12 protein-coding genes are annotated in these 17,112 nt (G+C 28.3%); 1 reads left to right on the top strand and 11 read right to left on the bottom strand.

Annotated elements, in window-relative coordinates:
* Nucleotides 1–12: 12 nt before the first annotated feature.
* From I1959_RS04150 to I1959_RS04135, 4 genes are all read right to left on the bottom strand, one after another.
* Entirely contained in the window at nt 13–1,578 is a 1,566-nt protein-coding gene (locus tag I1959_RS04150; protein WP_207733529.1) for a BCCT family transporter, read from the bottom strand.
* 245 nt (nt 1,579–1,823) lie between these two features.
* The gene (gene yfmH, locus I1959_RS04145) at nt 1,824–3,116 is read right to left on the bottom strand and encodes an EF-P 5-aminopentanol modification-associated protein YfmH (RefSeq protein ID WP_092924135.1); all 1,293 of its coding nucleotides are present in this window, start codon (nt 3,114–3,116) and stop codon (nt 1,824–1,826) included.
* Between the two features lie 13 nt (nt 3,117–3,129).
* Nucleotides 3,130–4,395 carry an EF-P 5-aminopentanol modification-associated protein YfmF gene (yfmF, locus tag I1959_RS04140; protein ID WP_092924132.1) on the bottom strand — a complete coding sequence of 422 codons (1,266 nt, stop codon included), beginning with the start codon at nt 4,393–4,395 and terminating at the stop codon, nt 3,130–3,132.
* Nucleotides 4,396–4,404: 9 nt separating this feature from the next.
* Nucleotides 4,405–5,502 (bottom strand): hypothetical protein, encoded by a 1,098-nt coding sequence (locus I1959_RS04135; protein ID WP_207733528.1) that lies wholly within the window; start codon nt 5,500–5,502, stop codon nt 4,405–4,407.
* Nucleotides 5,503–5,720: 218 nt separating this feature from the next.
* On the opposite strand from I1959_RS04135, the gene ychF reads away from it, so the two are divergent.
* On the top strand, nt 5,721–6,818 hold the full coding sequence (ychF, locus tag I1959_RS04130; RefSeq protein ID WP_166505909.1) for a redox-regulated ATPase YchF: 1,098 nt from the start codon (nt 5,721–5,723) through the stop codon (nt 6,816–6,818).
* A gap of 185 nt (nt 6,819–7,003) precedes the next feature.
* Here ychF and I1959_RS04125 read toward each other — a convergent pair whose 3' ends face one another.
* The 7 genes from I1959_RS04125 to ptsG all read right to left on the bottom strand — a co-directional run bounded on the left by I1959_RS04125 (nt 7,004) and on the right by ptsG (nt 17,030).
* On the bottom strand, nt 7,004–8,437 hold the full coding sequence (locus tag I1959_RS04125; protein ID WP_195237209.1) for a carbon starvation CstA family protein: 1,434 nt from the start codon (nt 8,435–8,437) through the stop codon (nt 7,004–7,006).
* A 131-nt stretch (nt 8,438–8,568) separates the two neighbouring features.
* Nucleotides 8,569–9,312: a LytR/AlgR family response regulator transcription factor gene (locus I1959_RS04120; protein ID WP_195237207.1), complete on the bottom strand. Its 744-nt coding sequence runs from the start codon at nt 9,310–9,312 to the stop codon at nt 8,569–8,571.
* 14 nt (nt 9,313–9,326) lie between these two features.
* Nucleotides 9,327–10,982 carry a LytS/YhcK type 5TM receptor domain-containing protein gene (locus I1959_RS04115; protein WP_195237205.1) on the bottom strand — a complete coding sequence of 552 codons (1,656 nt, stop codon included), beginning with the start codon at nt 10,980–10,982 and terminating at the stop codon, nt 9,327–9,329.
* Nucleotides 10,983–11,061: 79 nt separating this feature from the next.
* Nucleotides 11,062–12,564 (bottom strand): UDP-N-acetylmuramoyl-L-alanyl-D-glutamate--2,6-diaminopimelate ligase, encoded by a 1,503-nt coding sequence (locus I1959_RS04110; protein ID WP_195237203.1) that lies wholly within the window; start codon nt 12,562–12,564, stop codon nt 11,062–11,064.
* Nucleotides 12,565–12,791: 227 nt separating this feature from the next.
* Nucleotides 12,792–13,496 (bottom strand): aspartate/glutamate racemase family protein, encoded by a 705-nt coding sequence (locus I1959_RS04105; RefSeq protein ID WP_195237201.1) that lies wholly within the window; start codon nt 13,494–13,496, stop codon nt 12,792–12,794.
* Nucleotides 13,497–13,511: 15 nt separating this feature from the next.
* On the bottom strand, nt 13,512–14,726 hold the full coding sequence (locus tag I1959_RS04100) for a carboxylate--amine ligase (RefSeq protein WP_092924108.1): 1,215 nt from the start codon (nt 14,724–14,726) through the stop codon (nt 13,512–13,514).
* Nucleotides 14,727–14,975: 249 nt separating this feature from the next.
* On the bottom strand, nt 14,976–17,030 hold the full coding sequence (gene ptsG / locus I1959_RS04095; RefSeq protein ID WP_207733526.1) for a glucose-specific PTS transporter subunit IIBC: 2,055 nt from the start codon (nt 17,028–17,030) through the stop codon (nt 14,976–14,978).
* Nucleotides 17,031–17,112 lie beyond the last annotated feature (82 nt).

Genomic DNA, 17,112 nt, shown 5'->3' with positions numbered 1-17,112 from the left:
TTATTATATAAATTAATTGTTTATTTTTTCTATATTGTATTTTGCTGACTTTCTATCTTTATATAAGCTTGGTTTTTTGCTTACTACATATATATTTTCTTGTTTAACTTCTTCTCTAAGAGCCTTAATAATAGATACAATGCTTAATAAAACTATTATAGTGAATGGAAATGCTGATACTATAGACACCATTTGTAGTGTATCTAATCCTCCTGAAAGTAAAAGTGCTATTGCAAGAAGAGCTTGTATTAATCCCCATGCTATCTTTTTACTTCCTTTAGGATTTAAATCTCCATTTGATGTAAACATTCCTAATACATATGTTGCTGAATCTGCTGATGATATAAAGAATGTACATAAAAGTACCATAGCTACTATTGATAGCATTCCTCCAAATTGATATTGAGAAAATACTTCAAATAAGGCTAATTCCGTGACCTTTGTTGCACCTTGTACAAACGCTGGGCCTAAGTGTATACCTAATGTCCCAAACACTGTAAACCATACCATACAAACTAGGGCTGGTGCTAAAGTTACACCTACGATAAATTCTCTTATTGTTCTACCTTTTGATATTCTTGCTATGAATACCCCAACAAATGGTATCCAAGCTATCCATAGCGCCCAGTAAAATACTCTCCACTGACCTATCCATTCTTTGCTTGGATCCATGTATATACTTTGAGATATAAACTCTGTTAAGTATGCTTGTGTTCCATTTCGAAGATTATCTATCATCTCTAATTTAGGTCCTATTATTATTGCTCCAACTAATATAAATACTGCTAAACTTAAGTTTACATTAGATAATATCTTTATTCCTTTATCAAGCCCACTAGTTGAACTTAACATATATAAAACAGTTGCTATAGCTATTATTATTATTTGTAACTTTAAAGTGTTTTCTATGTTAAATACATATTCAAGTCCACCTGCTATTTGCATAGTTCCCATACCTAAAGATGTTGCTATACCTGTTACTGTTGTAAATACTGCTAGTATATCTATTGTTTTTCCTATTGGACCTCTTACTCCATCTTCTCCAAGTATAGGTAAGAATATGCTACTTATAAGCCCTGGTGAATCTTTTCTAAATTGGAAGTATGCAAGCGCTAGTCCCATTATAGAATATGCTGCCCATGGATGAAGTCCCCAGTGTATATAAGACTGTTGCATTGCAAATGTTACTGCCTCGTTAGAAGCAGGTGTAGCCCCTATTGGTGCTATAAAATGTTTCATTGGTTCTATTGTACCGAAAAATATTAATCCTATTCCCATTCCTGCTCCAAATAGCATAGAGAACCAAGATAGTTTACTAAACTCTGGTTTATCATTATCTTTACCAAGTTTTATATCTCCGTATTTGCTGCAAACTAAAAATATTGCAAAACCTACTAATATTAACATGGTTATTATGTAAACCCAACTGAAATTTTGTATTATGACATTAAACATGTTATTAGATATTTCTTTGAATTTATCTGGAAATGCTATACCAGAAAAGACTACTGATATTGACAGTATCAACGATAATAAAAATACATAATTCGTTTTATTTTTGTTGTATATGCTGTTCAAATTAATTCCCCCTAATTCTTCATTTATTTAGGTGACTTAATCAAAAGTTTTTATAACCTACAACTTCATTATATTGTAAAGTTGTATCTTGTGTCAACAAAAGACCTCTGTTTTCTCTTAATTTATACAATTTAAATACATTGAAATTCCAGTACTTGTATTCATTTATAATTTTTTTATTTTTTTTATTTTTCTATTGACTTTTCACTATAAAAAATAGCTAACTCTCATGAGTTAGCTATTTTTTATTTTCCACTTGGTTCAACTATAGATATTACACAATATTCTTCTTTTAAGTGACTGTGCAATCTTTTTTCTACTTCACTAAATTCTATTGATTTTAGTACATCTAGATAGTCTAGTAAATTTATATCCTTAAATTTATAAGATATAAAGTTATTAGCTATAAAGTTTACAGAGTCAAAGTATTTTAAAAAGTTTCCTATTTTCTTTTTCTTTATTCTTTCAAACTCTTTTTCATCTAAGCCTTCTTTTTTATATTTTTCTACATATTCTAATATTTTATTCTTTACTTCTCTTGGATTATTCGAATCTCCACCTATTATTGTAAAGGCATAATCGATTTGAGATGAGAATCCTGCTCCAAAGTTTTCATTTATTAATCCACTCATATATAAATCTTCATATAGTCTGCTACCTTTTTTAAATATTATATCTATCAATATTTCAGTAGCTATTTCTTTTTTAAGTAGTTCATTTCCCTTTATACCTACATTATCATCCTTAAATGCTATATTAAACATTGGCATAGATATAGGGAACTTCGCAACTACTTCCTTTAGATTTACTTCTTTAGGTTCATTTGGATAAAATTTTTCTATTTTATGAGATAACTTGTCTACATCGTAGTTATTAGATTTTTTAACAACATCCATAACCTTATCTACCTCTAAGTCACCAACAACAAATAGTGCCATATTTCCTGGGTTATAAAAAGTATTATAGCATTTGTATAATTCTTCTTTTGTTATTTTATATATACTATCAACTGTACCTGCAATGTCTACTCTTACTGGATAATTAACATATAATGCTTTAAGACAGTTAAAGTATACATTCCAATCTGGATCGTCATTATACATTTTTATTTCTTGTTCTATTATTCCCTTTTCCTTTTCCACATTTTCATCTGTAAAATAAGGAGTTTGTACATAATCTATTAAGTGTTCTAAGCTTTCATAGAAATTTTCAGTACATGAGAATAAATATGCTGTCATAGTAAAGTTAGTAAATGCATTTGCACTTGCTCCCCATTTAGAAAATTTATCAAAAGCATTTCCGCCATCTGGTTGTTCAAACATTTTGTGTTCTAAAAAATGTGCTATTCCTTCATTTACCCTTATTTTTTCATTTTCTCCAATAGGTACAAATTCTAGTTCATTAGAACCATAGTTTGTAGCTAATACTGCATATTTTTTAGTAAATCCTTTTTTAGGCATAAAGTAAACATCAAGTCCATTTTCTAACTTTTCATAGTACATTTCTTCATTTAGTATATCATTAACTATTTTATCCATATCTATCACCTCACTAATTTCTTAAGAAATATATAGTATCAAGTTCTATATTTTCAAATGCTTTAACTATATCTTCAATTTCTACGCTTGCCACTTTGTTTATTATTTCTTCTACTGTAGAATTTGTTTTACTCATTCCCTGTGCAAAATAAAAATCAGACATTCCTCCTATGCTATCTCCTAATGATTTCATAGAGTTTATTAAAGCACTTTTACTGTTTTCAATTTCTTCTTTAGATATTTCTCCTTTTTTAACACTATCTAATTGCTTACCTACTAATTCCACTGTTTTTTCATAGTTTTGAGATTCTATTCCAGAAGATACAAATAATATAGATTTGTATTTTTCAACTGATGAATATATATAGTAACATAAGCTTTCTTTCTCTCTTATATTTACAAACATCTTAGAATGTGGTCCACCACCTAATACATTAGAACCAACTATTAGTGGATAGTATTTATTTTCATCACTATAGTCTATATTTGCTCTATATCCCATTACTAATTTACCTTGAGTTATATCCATTTTTTCTTCAATAGTTTTTACTTTTTCTACTTTCTTTTCATAAGTAGCTCTTGGTATATCTATTATTTCATCTCTTTCAAAAGTAAAGTTTTTAGTTATTGTTTCTTTTACTTCTTCCTCATCAAAATCTCCTTCTACAACTATGTCTATTGGAGATGTTTTTATTATTTTCTTGTAATGTTCGTATAAGTCTTTTTCGTTTATTTTTTCTAAATCTTCTTCGTATCCATATTCACTTATACTATATCTTTCATCTTTGCACATTTCCTCAAAACATCTTTCAAGTGCATATCTACCTTTATCATTGATTTTTGCTTGTATTCTATCTTTTAAGTTTCTTTTTTCTATATCTACGTAATCTTTTTTAAATCCATTATCTATTACTAAAGGTTTATTTAATACTTCATTAAAAAACTCAATTACATCTTTAAATATCTTTTCATCTAAATATTTTTGATTAGTACTTATTATTTTAAAACTTATTACTTGACGTTCTCCTCTTTTAGATACATCTCCCATAACAGATGAACCATATAAATCATCTAACTTATGTGATATTTCTCTTGAACTTTGATATTTCTCGCATCCACTAGTTATTATAGCAGGTAATAATGCATTTTTTGTTACTTCTTCTCTGTCTAATAGTCTTTGTATATATATACTAACTAAATTAGACTTAAACTTACTTGCAGGTATTAATGTTAAATTAATATTTTGACCTAAGCTTATTTTTTTTACGTCTTTTTCCATCTTATCCTCCTACGTATTCATTAATGATATTCTTGTAAAAAGTTCATCAACTATAGAATCTATCTTTTTTTCAGGGTCTATATAGTAAAATTTAGTATTTCCCATATCAAGATTTTTAAGTATACTATCTACTAAATACCTTGTGTATATACTATCTATTGCGCATGTAGGAAAAACAACATACAATGTGTTTATTCCATATTCTAACAATTCTTCCCCATCTTTTATTATATCGTCTTTATTATTTTCTAAAAGAGGCATTTTTATTTGAATTCTATCATCTTTATCTTCATATTCTATGTATGTTTTTATTTTTTCTCTAAATAATATATCTTGTTCTAAATTGTTTTTATCCTCAAATCCTATTAATAGTACTCCAGCATCATCATCTATTTCATTTATTTTTCTTATTACTTCGTTTTTATAAACCATAGCTAAATTATTCGATTTATAAAGTGGTTCTAATATTTCTACATTAAATAAATCATGATAAACTAGTGTTAATTTTTCATATCTTTCTTTAAATATTTTGTAGTCTTTTCCTTCTGTCATAAACAAAGGACATACTATTATTTTTTTATACCTACTTTCTACTATATTTTCTATACTTTTTTCAAAATATGGTTTTGAGTACATATACGTATTTACTACCTCATATCCTTCTCCTAAATGAAGTTTTAACTTTTCTTCGATTTCTTTTGTCTTCCTTTTAAAATCGCTATCTCCTAAGTCTGTGTAATAAGATTTATATTTATATAAATCACTTATACCCGTTATAAATGATTTATACCCATTTTCATAATATATTTGAGTAGTTCTTTCTCTTATATTATAATTTCTATCTTCACCCTCAGATACTAATAACACTAAAGTTTCTTCTTTTTCACCTATAGGTTGTACTTCTTTTATGTTTACACTTTCTTTAATAAAAAAAATAAATGAGTTTAATACTATAAAGGAAATTAAAAAAGCATAAGGTAGATTTTTATATTCTTTATATATTATTATCTGTCTATAAAATATTATGGCACTTATAATTATAAATATATTTTCCATGTAGCCTTTTAGTATTAAACTTAATCCTATGGTTATAAATAAGGTAATCAAAATTAACATACTATCAACTCCAAAAGTGGTTTTTGATGTACATGCCTAGTTTACATCTGTTATATATATGATGTATAATTAATATGTATGTCTAAAATAACAAAGTCTAACTTAATAACCCATAATATGACTTTGTTAAAATAGTATAATAAATTCAATAATCTGATATTTACAACATGCAGGTTGTTTAAATTATCATAAAAGAGAGGACGATGAATATGAAATTAGGTATAGTTGGTTTACCAAATGTTGGTAAAAGTACACTATTTAACGCAATAACTCAAGCAGGTGCAGAATCTGCAAACTACCCTTTCTGTACAATAGAGCCAAATGTTGGTGTTGTGGCTGTTCCAGATGAAAGATTAGATAAATTAAAAGAGTTATATGATTCTAAAAAAATAGTTCCTACTGCAATAGAATTCTGCGATATAGCAGGTCTTGTTAGAGGAGCTTCTAAAGGTGAAGGACTTGGAAATAAATTTTTATCTCATATAAGAGAAGTTGATGCTATAGTTCACGTTGTTAGATGTTTTGAAGATCCTAACGTTGTTCACGTTGATGGAAGCGTTGATCCACTTAGAGATATAGAAACTATAAACTTAGAATTAATATTCTCTGATATAGAGATATTAGATAGAAGAATACAAAAAACTCAAAAAGCTGCTAAGGCAGATAAGTCTTTAGTTTCTGAATTAGAGTTTTTAAATGCTATAAAAGCAACTTTAGAAGATGGTAAGTGTGTTAGAACTATGGATTTCACTGAAGATGAGCAAACTTTTGTTAACTCATTAAACTTACTTACTTCAAAGCCAGTAATATACGCTACAAACGTAAGTGAAGATGATTTAGCTGATGAAGCTGCAAACAATCCATACGTAAATCAAGTTAGAGAATTTGCTGCTACTGAAAATGCTGAAGTTGTTGTTGTTTGTGCTCAAATAGAAGCAGAAATATCTGAACTTGATACTGATGAAGAAAAGAAAGAATTCTTAGAAACTTTAGGTTTAGAGCAATCTGGCCTAGATAAATTAATAAAATCTTCTTATGCTTTACTTGGACTTGTTTCTTACTTAACTGCTGGTCCTCAAGAAGTTAGAGCTTGGACTATAAAAGTTGGTACTAAAGCACCTCAAGCTGGTGGAAAGATACACTCTGATATAGAAAGAGGATTCATACGTGCAGAAACTATAGCATTTGAAGATCTAGCTCAAGTTGGTACTATGACTGCAGCTAAAGAAAAAGGATTAGTTAGACTTGAAGGTAAAGATTATGTAGTTAAAGATGGAGATGTTATATTATTTAGATTTAACGTATAATAAATAATTTTAAGTATCTATAAATTTTATATTTATAGATACTTTTTTAATTACTAAGAAAATATATTTGATTAGCAATTGATTATAATCTATAAATTAAAATGATAATAATATTAAATATGTAAATCAAGTAATTTAAAATATAAAAAGAGCTACCAATTAAGGTAACTCTTTTTTATATTTAATTAAGCACTTTTCTTTATATCCATATTAGCAAATTTTTGTTTATTTACTAAGAATAATCCAAATAATACTAATGCAACTACTACTCCTACTCCATTTGATAATGTAGCATTTAATCTAAATCCTTCTGGAGCTTGTAGTATATATGCCATACATACTGATGTCATAAATGTTGCTGGTACTAAAGTTATCCAGTAATTAACATTGTTCTTTATTAAATACACTGTAGCTGTCCATAAGAATATTGTAGCTAATGTTTGGTTAGACCAAGCAAAATATCTCCATATTATGTTAAAGTCTATTGTAGTTAAGAATATACATACTATGAATAATGGTATAGCTATCTTAAATCTACTCATAAAAGTATCTTGCTTTATATTAAATGAGTCAGCTATTGTAAGTCTTGCGCTTCTAAATGCTGTATCTCCACTTGTTATAGGACAAGCAACAACTCCAAGTACTGCAAGTATTGAACCTACTTGACCTAGTAATGACTTAGATATTAATCCAACAACTCCTGATTGACCACCAAATTCAGTTAATGCTGCTTGTAGTGATAAACTATCTCCAAAGAATGCTATTGAAACTGCACACCATACTAATGCAACTATACCTTCAACAACCATTGCTCCATAGAATACTTTTTTACTTTCTCTTTCATTGTTTATACATCTAGCCATCATAGGTGACTGAGTCGCATGGAATCCTGATATTGCCCCACAAGCTATTGTTACGAATAAGAATGGGAATAAAGATAATCCATCTGGATGCATATTTTGTAAAGTTAACTCTGGCATTACCATAGTTCCGTTTATGTTACCTATTATCATAGCTCCTGCTAATCCTATAGCCATAAATAATAAAGCTGCTCCAAATAATGGATATACCTTACCTATAACCTTATCAACTGGTAAAACAGTTGCAGCTATATAGTATATTATTATTAGTACTATCCATACTATTTGATCTACACCTGTCATAGATTTTAAAAGACCTGCTGGTGATGTAACGAAAACTGTACCAACTAATATAAGAAGTATTACTGAGAATACTCTCATTACTGTTTTCATCTTTCCACCTAAGTATATACCAACTATTTCAGAAACTGACATACCATCATGCTTCATTGATATAACCCCTGAGAAGAAGTCATGAACTCCTCCTGCAAATATAGTACCAAACGTTATCCATAAAAATGCTACTGGACCAAATAATGCCCCCATTATAGCACCAAATATAGGACCTGTTCCTGCTATATTTAAAAATTGTATTAAAAATACCTTGTACCAAGGCATCGGAATATAATCTATTCCATCTTGTAATCTTACTGCTGGAGTTTGATTATCATCACTTAACTTAACCATTTTGTCTACATAAGTTCCGTAAGTGAAGTATCCAACTATAAGTATTGCTAAGCATACTAAAAATGTTATCATACCTTTTCTCCTTTTTAAAACTTTTATTTTTTAAGTTTTTGTATTAATTATTCCAAGGATATAATAACGTTTTTTTAGATTTTAAAGATATATTTTTACATGAAATGCATAAATAATAACATAAAATACAATTATATATGCATAATTTTTCTAAATTCTTTTATATTACTTCTACTAACAGGTATCTCTGTATCTATATCTTTTAATTTTAACTTATATGTACTATTAAACCATGGTATTATTTCTTTTATCTTATATACATTTACAATAAAAGATCTATGTGTCTTAAAGAATATTTCTTTTCCTAGATTTTTTTCAAACTCTTTTATGCATCCCTTTACTATGTATTCATTATCTTTTGTAAATACTATAGTCTCTCTTTCTCTTGCTTCACAATAATATATATCTTCTATATTAACTACTATTAACTTATCATTTTTCCATAAGCTAACACTAGATAAGTTTTTCTTATTTTCATTTGTTACTTCCTCATAAGCATTAATACTCTCATCTACTGTATCACTCTTTTCAAGTTTTTTTAACATAGATATAATTCTATCATCTGAGTATGGCTTTAATATATAATCAAAAGCTTCTAATTCAAATGCATCTACTGCATGTTCTTTGTAAGCTGTTATAAAAACTATTTTGGGGCTTTTTTTAAATTGTCTTACTGTTTTTGCCAGTAGCATACCATCTAGCATAGGTATATTTATATCTAAAAATATTACATCTACGCTATTTTCTTGTATAAATTTTAGTACATCTACTCCATTATCAAACTCATTTATCACTTCTATATTGCTAAAATTATTTATAAAATATTTTAGTTCTTCTCTTGCTGGAAACTCATCTTCAACTATTATAGCTTTCATCTAGCATCCCCTTTCTATACTTTAAATTCTATCTTAGTTCCTGGGTTTAACCTCTTTATGTCTAAGCCATATCCATATATTAACTTAAGTCTTAAGTGAACATTATAAAGACCTATCTTATTTTCTGGCATATTATTATTATAAACTCTATTAATTATCTCTTGATCTATAGTTAATCCGTCATTTTCTACCCATATGTTAACTTTTTCTTTTTTCTTTTTAACTCCTATTACTACTACGCCATGTCCTCCATTTTTTCTTATTCCATGTATAATTGCATTTTCTACTAGAGGTTGTATTATAAGGCTTGGTATCTTCACTTGTATATCATCATCTATATCATAAATAACATTTAGTTTATCTCCAAATCGTGCTTTTTCTATTTCTACATAAGCTTTTACTTGTTCTAATTCTTTATTTATATCAATAAGATTGTCTGTAACTTCTAGATTATATCTCATATAAGTAGAAAGATTTATAATAAGCTTTCTTGCTTTATCTGGATCAATTCTTATAAAGGATGTTATAGTATTTAATGCATTAAATAAAAAGTGAGGATTTATTTGGGTTTGTAAAGCTTTTATTTCTGCTTTATTTTTAGCCTCTTTCATTTTTTCAATCTTTGATACTTCCATTAATGTAGATATCATTTGAGATAATCCTATTGCCAATGCTTTTTTTGAATGACTCATATCATATTGCTCTGTATAATATATTTTTAGACTTCCTATTACTTTATTGGATTCAGTTAAAGGTATTATCATGACTGTTTTTAAATTTACTTTCTCACTTACAGAATACCCTTCATTTTCTACTTTTATATTTAATATTTTATTTTTTTCCATAGATTCTTTGGTTATATCACTAAGACCTGTAGATCTATTAAATATTTCTTCTCCTATTCCTACATAGGCTAATACTTTTTCTCTATCTGTTATTGCTACTGAATCTGAGTTAATTTCATCTTTTATTATTTGACATATAATTCTTAAGGAATCTTTGTTTATAGACCTAAAGTAAGGTAGTGTCTTATTTGCTATATCTAGCGCTAACTTTGATTGAAATGCTGCTACTTCATCCTTTTCTTTTTTTATAGCTTGTACAATAGATACTAAAAAACCTATACCAATTTGACCTACTATCATTGGTATATATATTTTATGTATAATATTTACTGCTACATCATGTGGCTTTGAAATCAAGTATATTAATAACATAGTAAAACTTTCTGATATTACACCACATAAAATACCATATATCCATCTATATTTATCATCTATTCTTTTGTAAAAATATCCCGATATAATTCCTGCAAATATACTAGATATAAAACATGGAAAAGAGGTTATGCCATGTATATCTATTATATATCTATGAGCACCTGATATTGCACCCGATACTATACCAACTAAAGGTCCAAATAATACACCTCCAGATACTATAGCTATTATTCGAGTATTGGCAAGAGAACCTTGTACACTTATTCCATTGTAAGTACCAAGTATTGCTAATAAACTAAATATAATAGATATTATCATTAGATCTTTAGCTTTGTATTTTTCTTTTTGAAATATGTACTTAAACCCCTTTATCTTAGTTATCATTATAAATAAAACTATTATTAAGCTTGATTTTTCTAGTAATGATAAAAATATTTTCCCTTCATTCATGAAATTTCTCCAAATTTTTTTAATATTAGTATAGACACTAAAAAGAGAAGTATTAAACTTCCCTTTTTAGTCTCTTTAATTATAAGGATTCTACCATAATTTTTCTGCTTTCCATTAACTTAGCTGCTGCTTTTTTAGCTATTTCTGTTTCACTAAAAGGTACTCTTTCACCTTTTATAAGTTGATATTCCTCATGTCCTTTTCCTGCAAAGACTATCATATCTCCTTCTTTAGCTATCTCTATAGCTTTTATTATGGCTTCTTCTCTATCTGGCACTTTTATATATTCACATTTTGAACCTTCAAATGACTTAGCTATATCATTTATTACATCCATTGGATCTTCAAAATCTGGGTTATCTCCTGTTAATATACATAAGTCACATTCTCTAGATGCAACATCTCCAAGTTCTTTTCTTCTTAACTTAGTTCTTCCTCCAACTGATCCAAATAAACATATTAATCTATTGTGATCATATTTTTTAAGAGTTTGAAGTATATTTTCTAAACTAACTCCATTATGAGCATAATCTATTATTACTGTTGCATAATCAAGTACTGGTAGTACTTCAACTCTACCTTTTACTTTAGCATTTTTAAGGGCATCTAACATTAATCTTTGGTCTATCTTTAAATATCTACAAACTGATATAACTGCTAGTGCATTGTATATACTAAAAGTACCTGGCGAACATATATATGCATTAAATATATCATCTTTAGTTTCTACATCAAAGCTTGTCCCTAATGAATCTAGTTCTCTAGAATACTTTATATTTTTAGCTTTTAAATCTGCATCTTTCTCTATCCCAAAAGTTTCTATATGACAAGTTGCATGTTTTATTATGTCCTTAGCATGCTTATCATCTATATTTATTATTCCATGGTCACATAATGTAAATAATTTAGCCTTACACTCTAAGTAATGTTCAAATGTTGGATGTTCTTTTGGCCCTATGTGGTCTGGAGATAAATTCGAGAATATTCCTATATCAAAACTTACATCTTCAACTCTATTCATCATTATTCCACCAGAAGAAACTTCCATAGATACACATTTAACACCTTCATCTAGCATAGTTCTAAATATTCTGTGTAATTCATAACTTTCAGGAGTTGTATTAACTGTTTTTTCACTCTTACCATTGTAGAAAGTTCCATTAGTTCCTATAACCCCTGTATTTATTCCAGCTTGATTTAATACTTCACTTATATAATTAGTTATAGTTGTCTTTCCTTTAGTTCCTGTCACACCTATTACTTTTAATTCTCTTGATGGATTACCAAAGTAATTTGATGACATATTTGATAGTGCTATCCTACTATCTTTTACAAATAGCTTTATAGCATCTTCTCCTAATTCTACATCATCTTGTAGTATAAATACTCTTGTTCCTCTTTTATATGCATCTTTAGCATATTTGTGACCATCTACAGTCTCACCCTTTATCGCTACAAATATATATCCGTCTTCACATTTGGAAGAGTTGTATGCTATGTCTTTTATTTCTGTATTTTCTATTTCATTCCAAGGCTTTTGAGAGGTAAATTCTACCCCATTCATAACTTCTAATAATTTCATCTTTAGCCCTCCTAATAAGTCTTCTTATCTATGTAAGTATAGCACAATATTGAGTTTTTTGATAAAAAAAATTATTGTTATACATATAACTTTTTATATAATTTTATACCTTTTATAAGACTTTAATGATTTAATATACTAATTTTTATTATCTTTATAAAAGCAGAGTAGTATATACCACTCTGCTTTCTTTGTTTTTAGTCTTTAAATTATATATAAAGCTTATTTTAAGCTTCCTTAACTTTTTTACCACTATTTTCTATAGACTTTCTAGCTAAAACTTCTAGCGAATCTATATAAAATTTACCATCTAAATTGTTGTCATTTTTAAGTATTGAAAGCTCTGTACATCCTAGTATAACTCCATCACAATCATTTGACTTTAGATAGTCAATAATAGCATTGAATTTATTCATATTTGCAGACTTTCCACTTTTTATATCATTGTAGATTATACTCATTACATCACTTTGTCTATCTTCATCTAGTGTTAAATAGTCTATTTCATATTTTTCACACATATTCTGATATAACTTAGTTTTTATATTTCCAGTTGTAGCTAATATACCTAATTTTTTGTGTCCATTTTCTTTAGCATGTTTTACAGTCTCTTCTATTATATTTACAACAGGTATATTTACACTTTCTGAAATTTCTTTATAGAAATAATGTGCTGTATTACAAGTTATCACTATAAAATCTGAGCCACATGCCTCTAACCTTTTACTGTCTTTTATAAGAACATCTACTGGAGAATCTTCACTTTCTCCTATTATGTATGCGGTTCTATCAGGAGTAGTAGCTCGGTTAGTTATTATCATATCAACATGATCTTGATCAGACTTTGCATCTGTTAATCTCACTACCATGTCAAAAAAGTAAACCGTGGCCATAGGTCCTAATCCACCAATAACTCCAACTGTCTTGTTCATAATAATCTCACCAATCTATTTACAATATTTTTTGAACTTTCTCATTTGGTTTATGTTATATAATAATATATATAAACTTCTCTTAAAGTTTCCTTTTAAGTCTTTGTCATATCCAAATGAAGTTGCACTTTTTCCTTGTGCTACTAATGATTTAGCTTTATTTACTAAAGCTTGATCTTTAACGTATTTATAAACTACATTCTTTGGTATAACATGCCAGAAGAATGGGTCTTTTTGTATTTTTAAATCTAATTCTTTGTTATATACTCTGTCTTCTACAACATATCTAGCTATGTTGTTTCCTGAACTAGTTACATAGTAGTTACTTCTACCTTGTCTTAGGTTTATTTCAAATACTTTGTAAGTATTATCTCTGCTATCAAACTTTATATCAAAGTTAGAGAATCCTGTATAATTTATATCTTCTAGGAATGCTTTAAACTTTTCCATTAAGTCTTTATCATATTCTGTTATTATAGCAGCATGATTTCCTATTCCTTTTGGAGTATGCTCTTCTAATAATACATGTCCTAAGCACATCATTTTAACTTTACCATGTTGATCAGAGTAACAAGTTAAAACTCTCATATGTGAATCATCACCTGGTATAAAGTCTTGTATTATTAAGTTTTTGTCATACTTACCAGCATATATTGAGTTCGTTATTTCTTTGAACTCTGTTTCATTTTGTGCTATATAAGCTTTTTTCATTCCTTCAAATGGGAATTGCCAATATAATACACTGTCAGAAGGTTTTATTATAACTGGATACTTAAATCCAAAGTCTTTTATTTCATCACCTTTTGAATATATGAAAGTCTTAGGATAGTCTAATCCTTTTTCTTCACACATCTTATAGAATAATTCTTTTTCTATTAACTTATCTTTTAATTCCTTGCCTATATATGGAACTATGTACTTTTCTTTAAGTATATCTCTATGATCTATTATTAATTCTGCATATTCATCAGTACATCCCATTATTATTAACTTTTTATTAGGTGCAGCTAATTCATCTGCAGTTTTAAGTAATACATCTATAAACTCTTTTTCTTCTGTTATTCTTTCGTCTATTCTAAAATCTATTATGTTACTATCTTTTGTCGCCCCTAATGCATATCTACCAAAAGCTATAGACTTAACTCCATAAGCTTCGTGGTATGCTCTTGCTACTGAGTAGCAATTTATATCACCACCAACCAATACTGGTTGTATTATTATATTATCCACACTTTCCACCTCGTTTAAGAATTTCATTTGTAGTTAAATTCATCTTATTAATTATACTTGATTTACATTATTATGTCAAAATTCTAGTTACTTCAATCCATTTGCAAAAAATACCATATTAAATTTTATTTCAAATGTCGTTTTACTTATTTTTTTACTTAATATTGTCAAATCTAGCTTAAATATTTAAGAATATCATTTTAGTATAAAAAGCTAGTTATAAATTTTTATAACTAGCTTTTTTATTAACTATTTAACTATACTTACTCTATTTTTTTCTTTAGCTTTTATAGGACCTTCTTTTATAGATATCTTTTCGTCTGGTTCTAAGTTAGTAAATACTACTGGACTTATTGTTGATGTTGCATTTTTTTCAATATAATCTAAATCCATTTTTACTATTTTATCTCCAGCTTTAACTTTTTGTCCAACTTCTACAAATACATCAAAGCCTTTACCTTCTAATTTAACAGTTTCTATTCCTAAATGTATAAGCACTTCTCTTCCATTTTCTGATTCTATTATCACTGCATGTTTTGTTGGGAATACAACTCCTACTGTACCATTTACTGGAGAATATATCTCTCCATCATTAGATTTTATAGCAAATCCATCTCCCATTAATCTAGTTGAGAATACTTCATCTGGAACTTGTGATATATCCATTAATTCACCATTTACTAAAGATATTATTTCTTCACCTGTAGAAGTTAATTCTACTTCATCTTTAGCCTTAGGCTTATCTTCTTTTACTTCAGCCTTTTTGATTTCACCTTTTTTAGGTGAATTGACTTTTACTTTTCCAGATATTATTTCGTTTATTTCTGATTTTAATGTATCTGATTTTGGTCCAAATATAGCTTGTACATTGTTACCAACTACCATAACACCTGCAGCTCCAAGTTCTTTAAGTCTTGCTTGGTCTACTTTATTTATATCTTCAACAGCTACTCTAAGTCTTGTTATACAAGCATCTAAACTTTTTAAGTTTTCTTTGTTTCCTAATGCTTCTAGTATACCTGCTGCTAATTCACTGTTGTTTAATGTTGTATTTGTGCTGTCTTCACTCTCATCTTCTCTACCTGGAGTCTTTAAATTAAACTTAGTTATTAAGAATCTAAATCCGAAATAGTAAACTACTGCAAATACTGCACCAACTAGTATTACTAAATACCATGGCGTTCTATTTGGTAATACTCCAAATAGTAAGAAGTCAAATAACCCACCTGAGAATGTCATACCTATTTTAACATTTAGTATTTGCATTACGGCAAATGATAAACCAGCAAATAAGCAGTGTACTGCAAATAATCCTGGTGCAACGAATAAAAATGCAAACTCTAATGGTTCAGTTATACCTGTTAAGAAAGATGTAAGTGCTGCTGATGCCATTATACCTGCAACATACTTTCTCTTTTCTGGCTTAGCTGTATGAATCATTGCAAGTGCAGCTGCTGGAAGTCCAAACATCATAAATGGGAACTTACCTGTCATAAATGTACCTGCTGTAAATGCTACACCATCTTTAAGTTGAGCAAAGAATATACTTTGATCACCCATTACTAAGTTTCCTGCTTTATCTATGTATTCACCAAATTGATACCAGAAAGGATTATAGAACACATGATGTAATCCAAAAGGTATTAATGCTCTTTCTATTATACCAAATACAAATGCTGCTAATGTTATGTTAGCTTCTATTACTGTTCTTGAGAAGTTTAATAATGCATTTTGTATAGGTGGCCATATAAATGATAAGGCTATACCTATTAATATAGCTGATGCTGCTGTAACTATTGGAACAAATCTCTTACCTGCAAAGAATCCTAAGTATTGAGGTAATTCTATTTTGTAGAACTTCTTATAAAGTCCTGCTGCAATTATACCAATTATGATACCACCAAAAACTCCTGTTTGAAGAGTTGGTATACCAACAGTTGTTGTATACATTGGGTTACCCATCATATCTGGTGTTACACCAGTCATTATACCCATAGATGTATTCATTATTAAGAAACCAACTATTGCAGCTAGTCCTGCAACACCTTCACCTTCAGTTAATCCAACTGCCACCCCAACGGCAAATAGTAAAGGTAAGTTATCAAATATTATTCCTCCAGATCTTTCCATTATATTTATTATAAGTGGAAAAGCTCCTGTTGATAAAAACGGCATTTTTTCAACTAATGCCGGGTTAGCTAATGCATTACTTACACCTAGTAATATACCTGCTGCTGGAAGTAATGCAACTGGTAGCATTAAAGCTTTCCCTACTTTTTGTAAGACACCAAATATCTTTTTCATAATACCTCTCCTTTATATTTTTAATTTTAGAAAGTTTTAATTTTCATTGATTAAATAAAAAAGACTTAAATCTATAAAAATA

The sequence above is a fragment of the Romboutsia sp. 1001285H_161024_C4 genome, assembly GCF_015550185.1.
Classification (GTDB): domain Bacteria; phylum Bacillota; class Clostridia; order Peptostreptococcales; family Peptostreptococcaceae; genus Romboutsia_C; species Romboutsia_C hominis.
Note: the sequence above shows the minus strand (reverse complement) of the source record. Positions and strands in the feature narration are given on the sequence as shown.

Excerpts from the sequence above, each read along its gene's own strand:
- yfmF (WP_092924132.1), bottom strand. The coding sequence starts at position 4,395 with ATGGAAAAAGACGTAAAAAAAATAAGCTTAGGTCAAAATATTAATTTA.
- yfmH (WP_092924135.1), bottom strand. The coding sequence starts at position 3,116 with ATGGATAAAATAGTTAATGATATACTAAATGAAGAAATGTACTATGAA.
- I1959_RS04105 (WP_195237201.1), bottom strand. The coding sequence starts at position 13,496 with ATGAACAAGACAGTTGGAGTTATTGGTGGATTAGGACCTATGGCCACG.
- ychF (WP_166505909.1), top strand. The coding sequence starts at position 5,721 with ATGAAATTAGGTATAGTTGGTTTACCAAATGTTGGTAAAAGTACACTA.
- I1959_RS04115 (WP_195237205.1), bottom strand. The coding sequence starts at position 10,982 with ATGAATGAAGGGAAAATATTTTTATCATTACTAGAAAAATCAAGCTTA.
- I1959_RS04125 (WP_195237209.1), bottom strand. The coding sequence starts at position 8,437 with ATGATAACATTTTTAGTATGCTTAGCAATACTTATAGTTGGATACTTC.
- ptsG (WP_207733526.1), bottom strand. The coding sequence starts at position 17,030 with ATGAAAAAGATATTTGGTGTCTTACAAAAAGTAGGGAAAGCTTTAATG.
- I1959_RS04110 (WP_195237203.1), bottom strand. The coding sequence starts at position 12,564 with ATGAAATTATTAGAAGTTATGAATGGGGTAGAATTTACCTCTCAAAAG.
- I1959_RS04120 (WP_195237207.1), bottom strand. The coding sequence starts at position 9,312 with ATGAAAGCTATAATAGTTGAAGATGAGTTTCCAGCAAGAGAAGAACTA.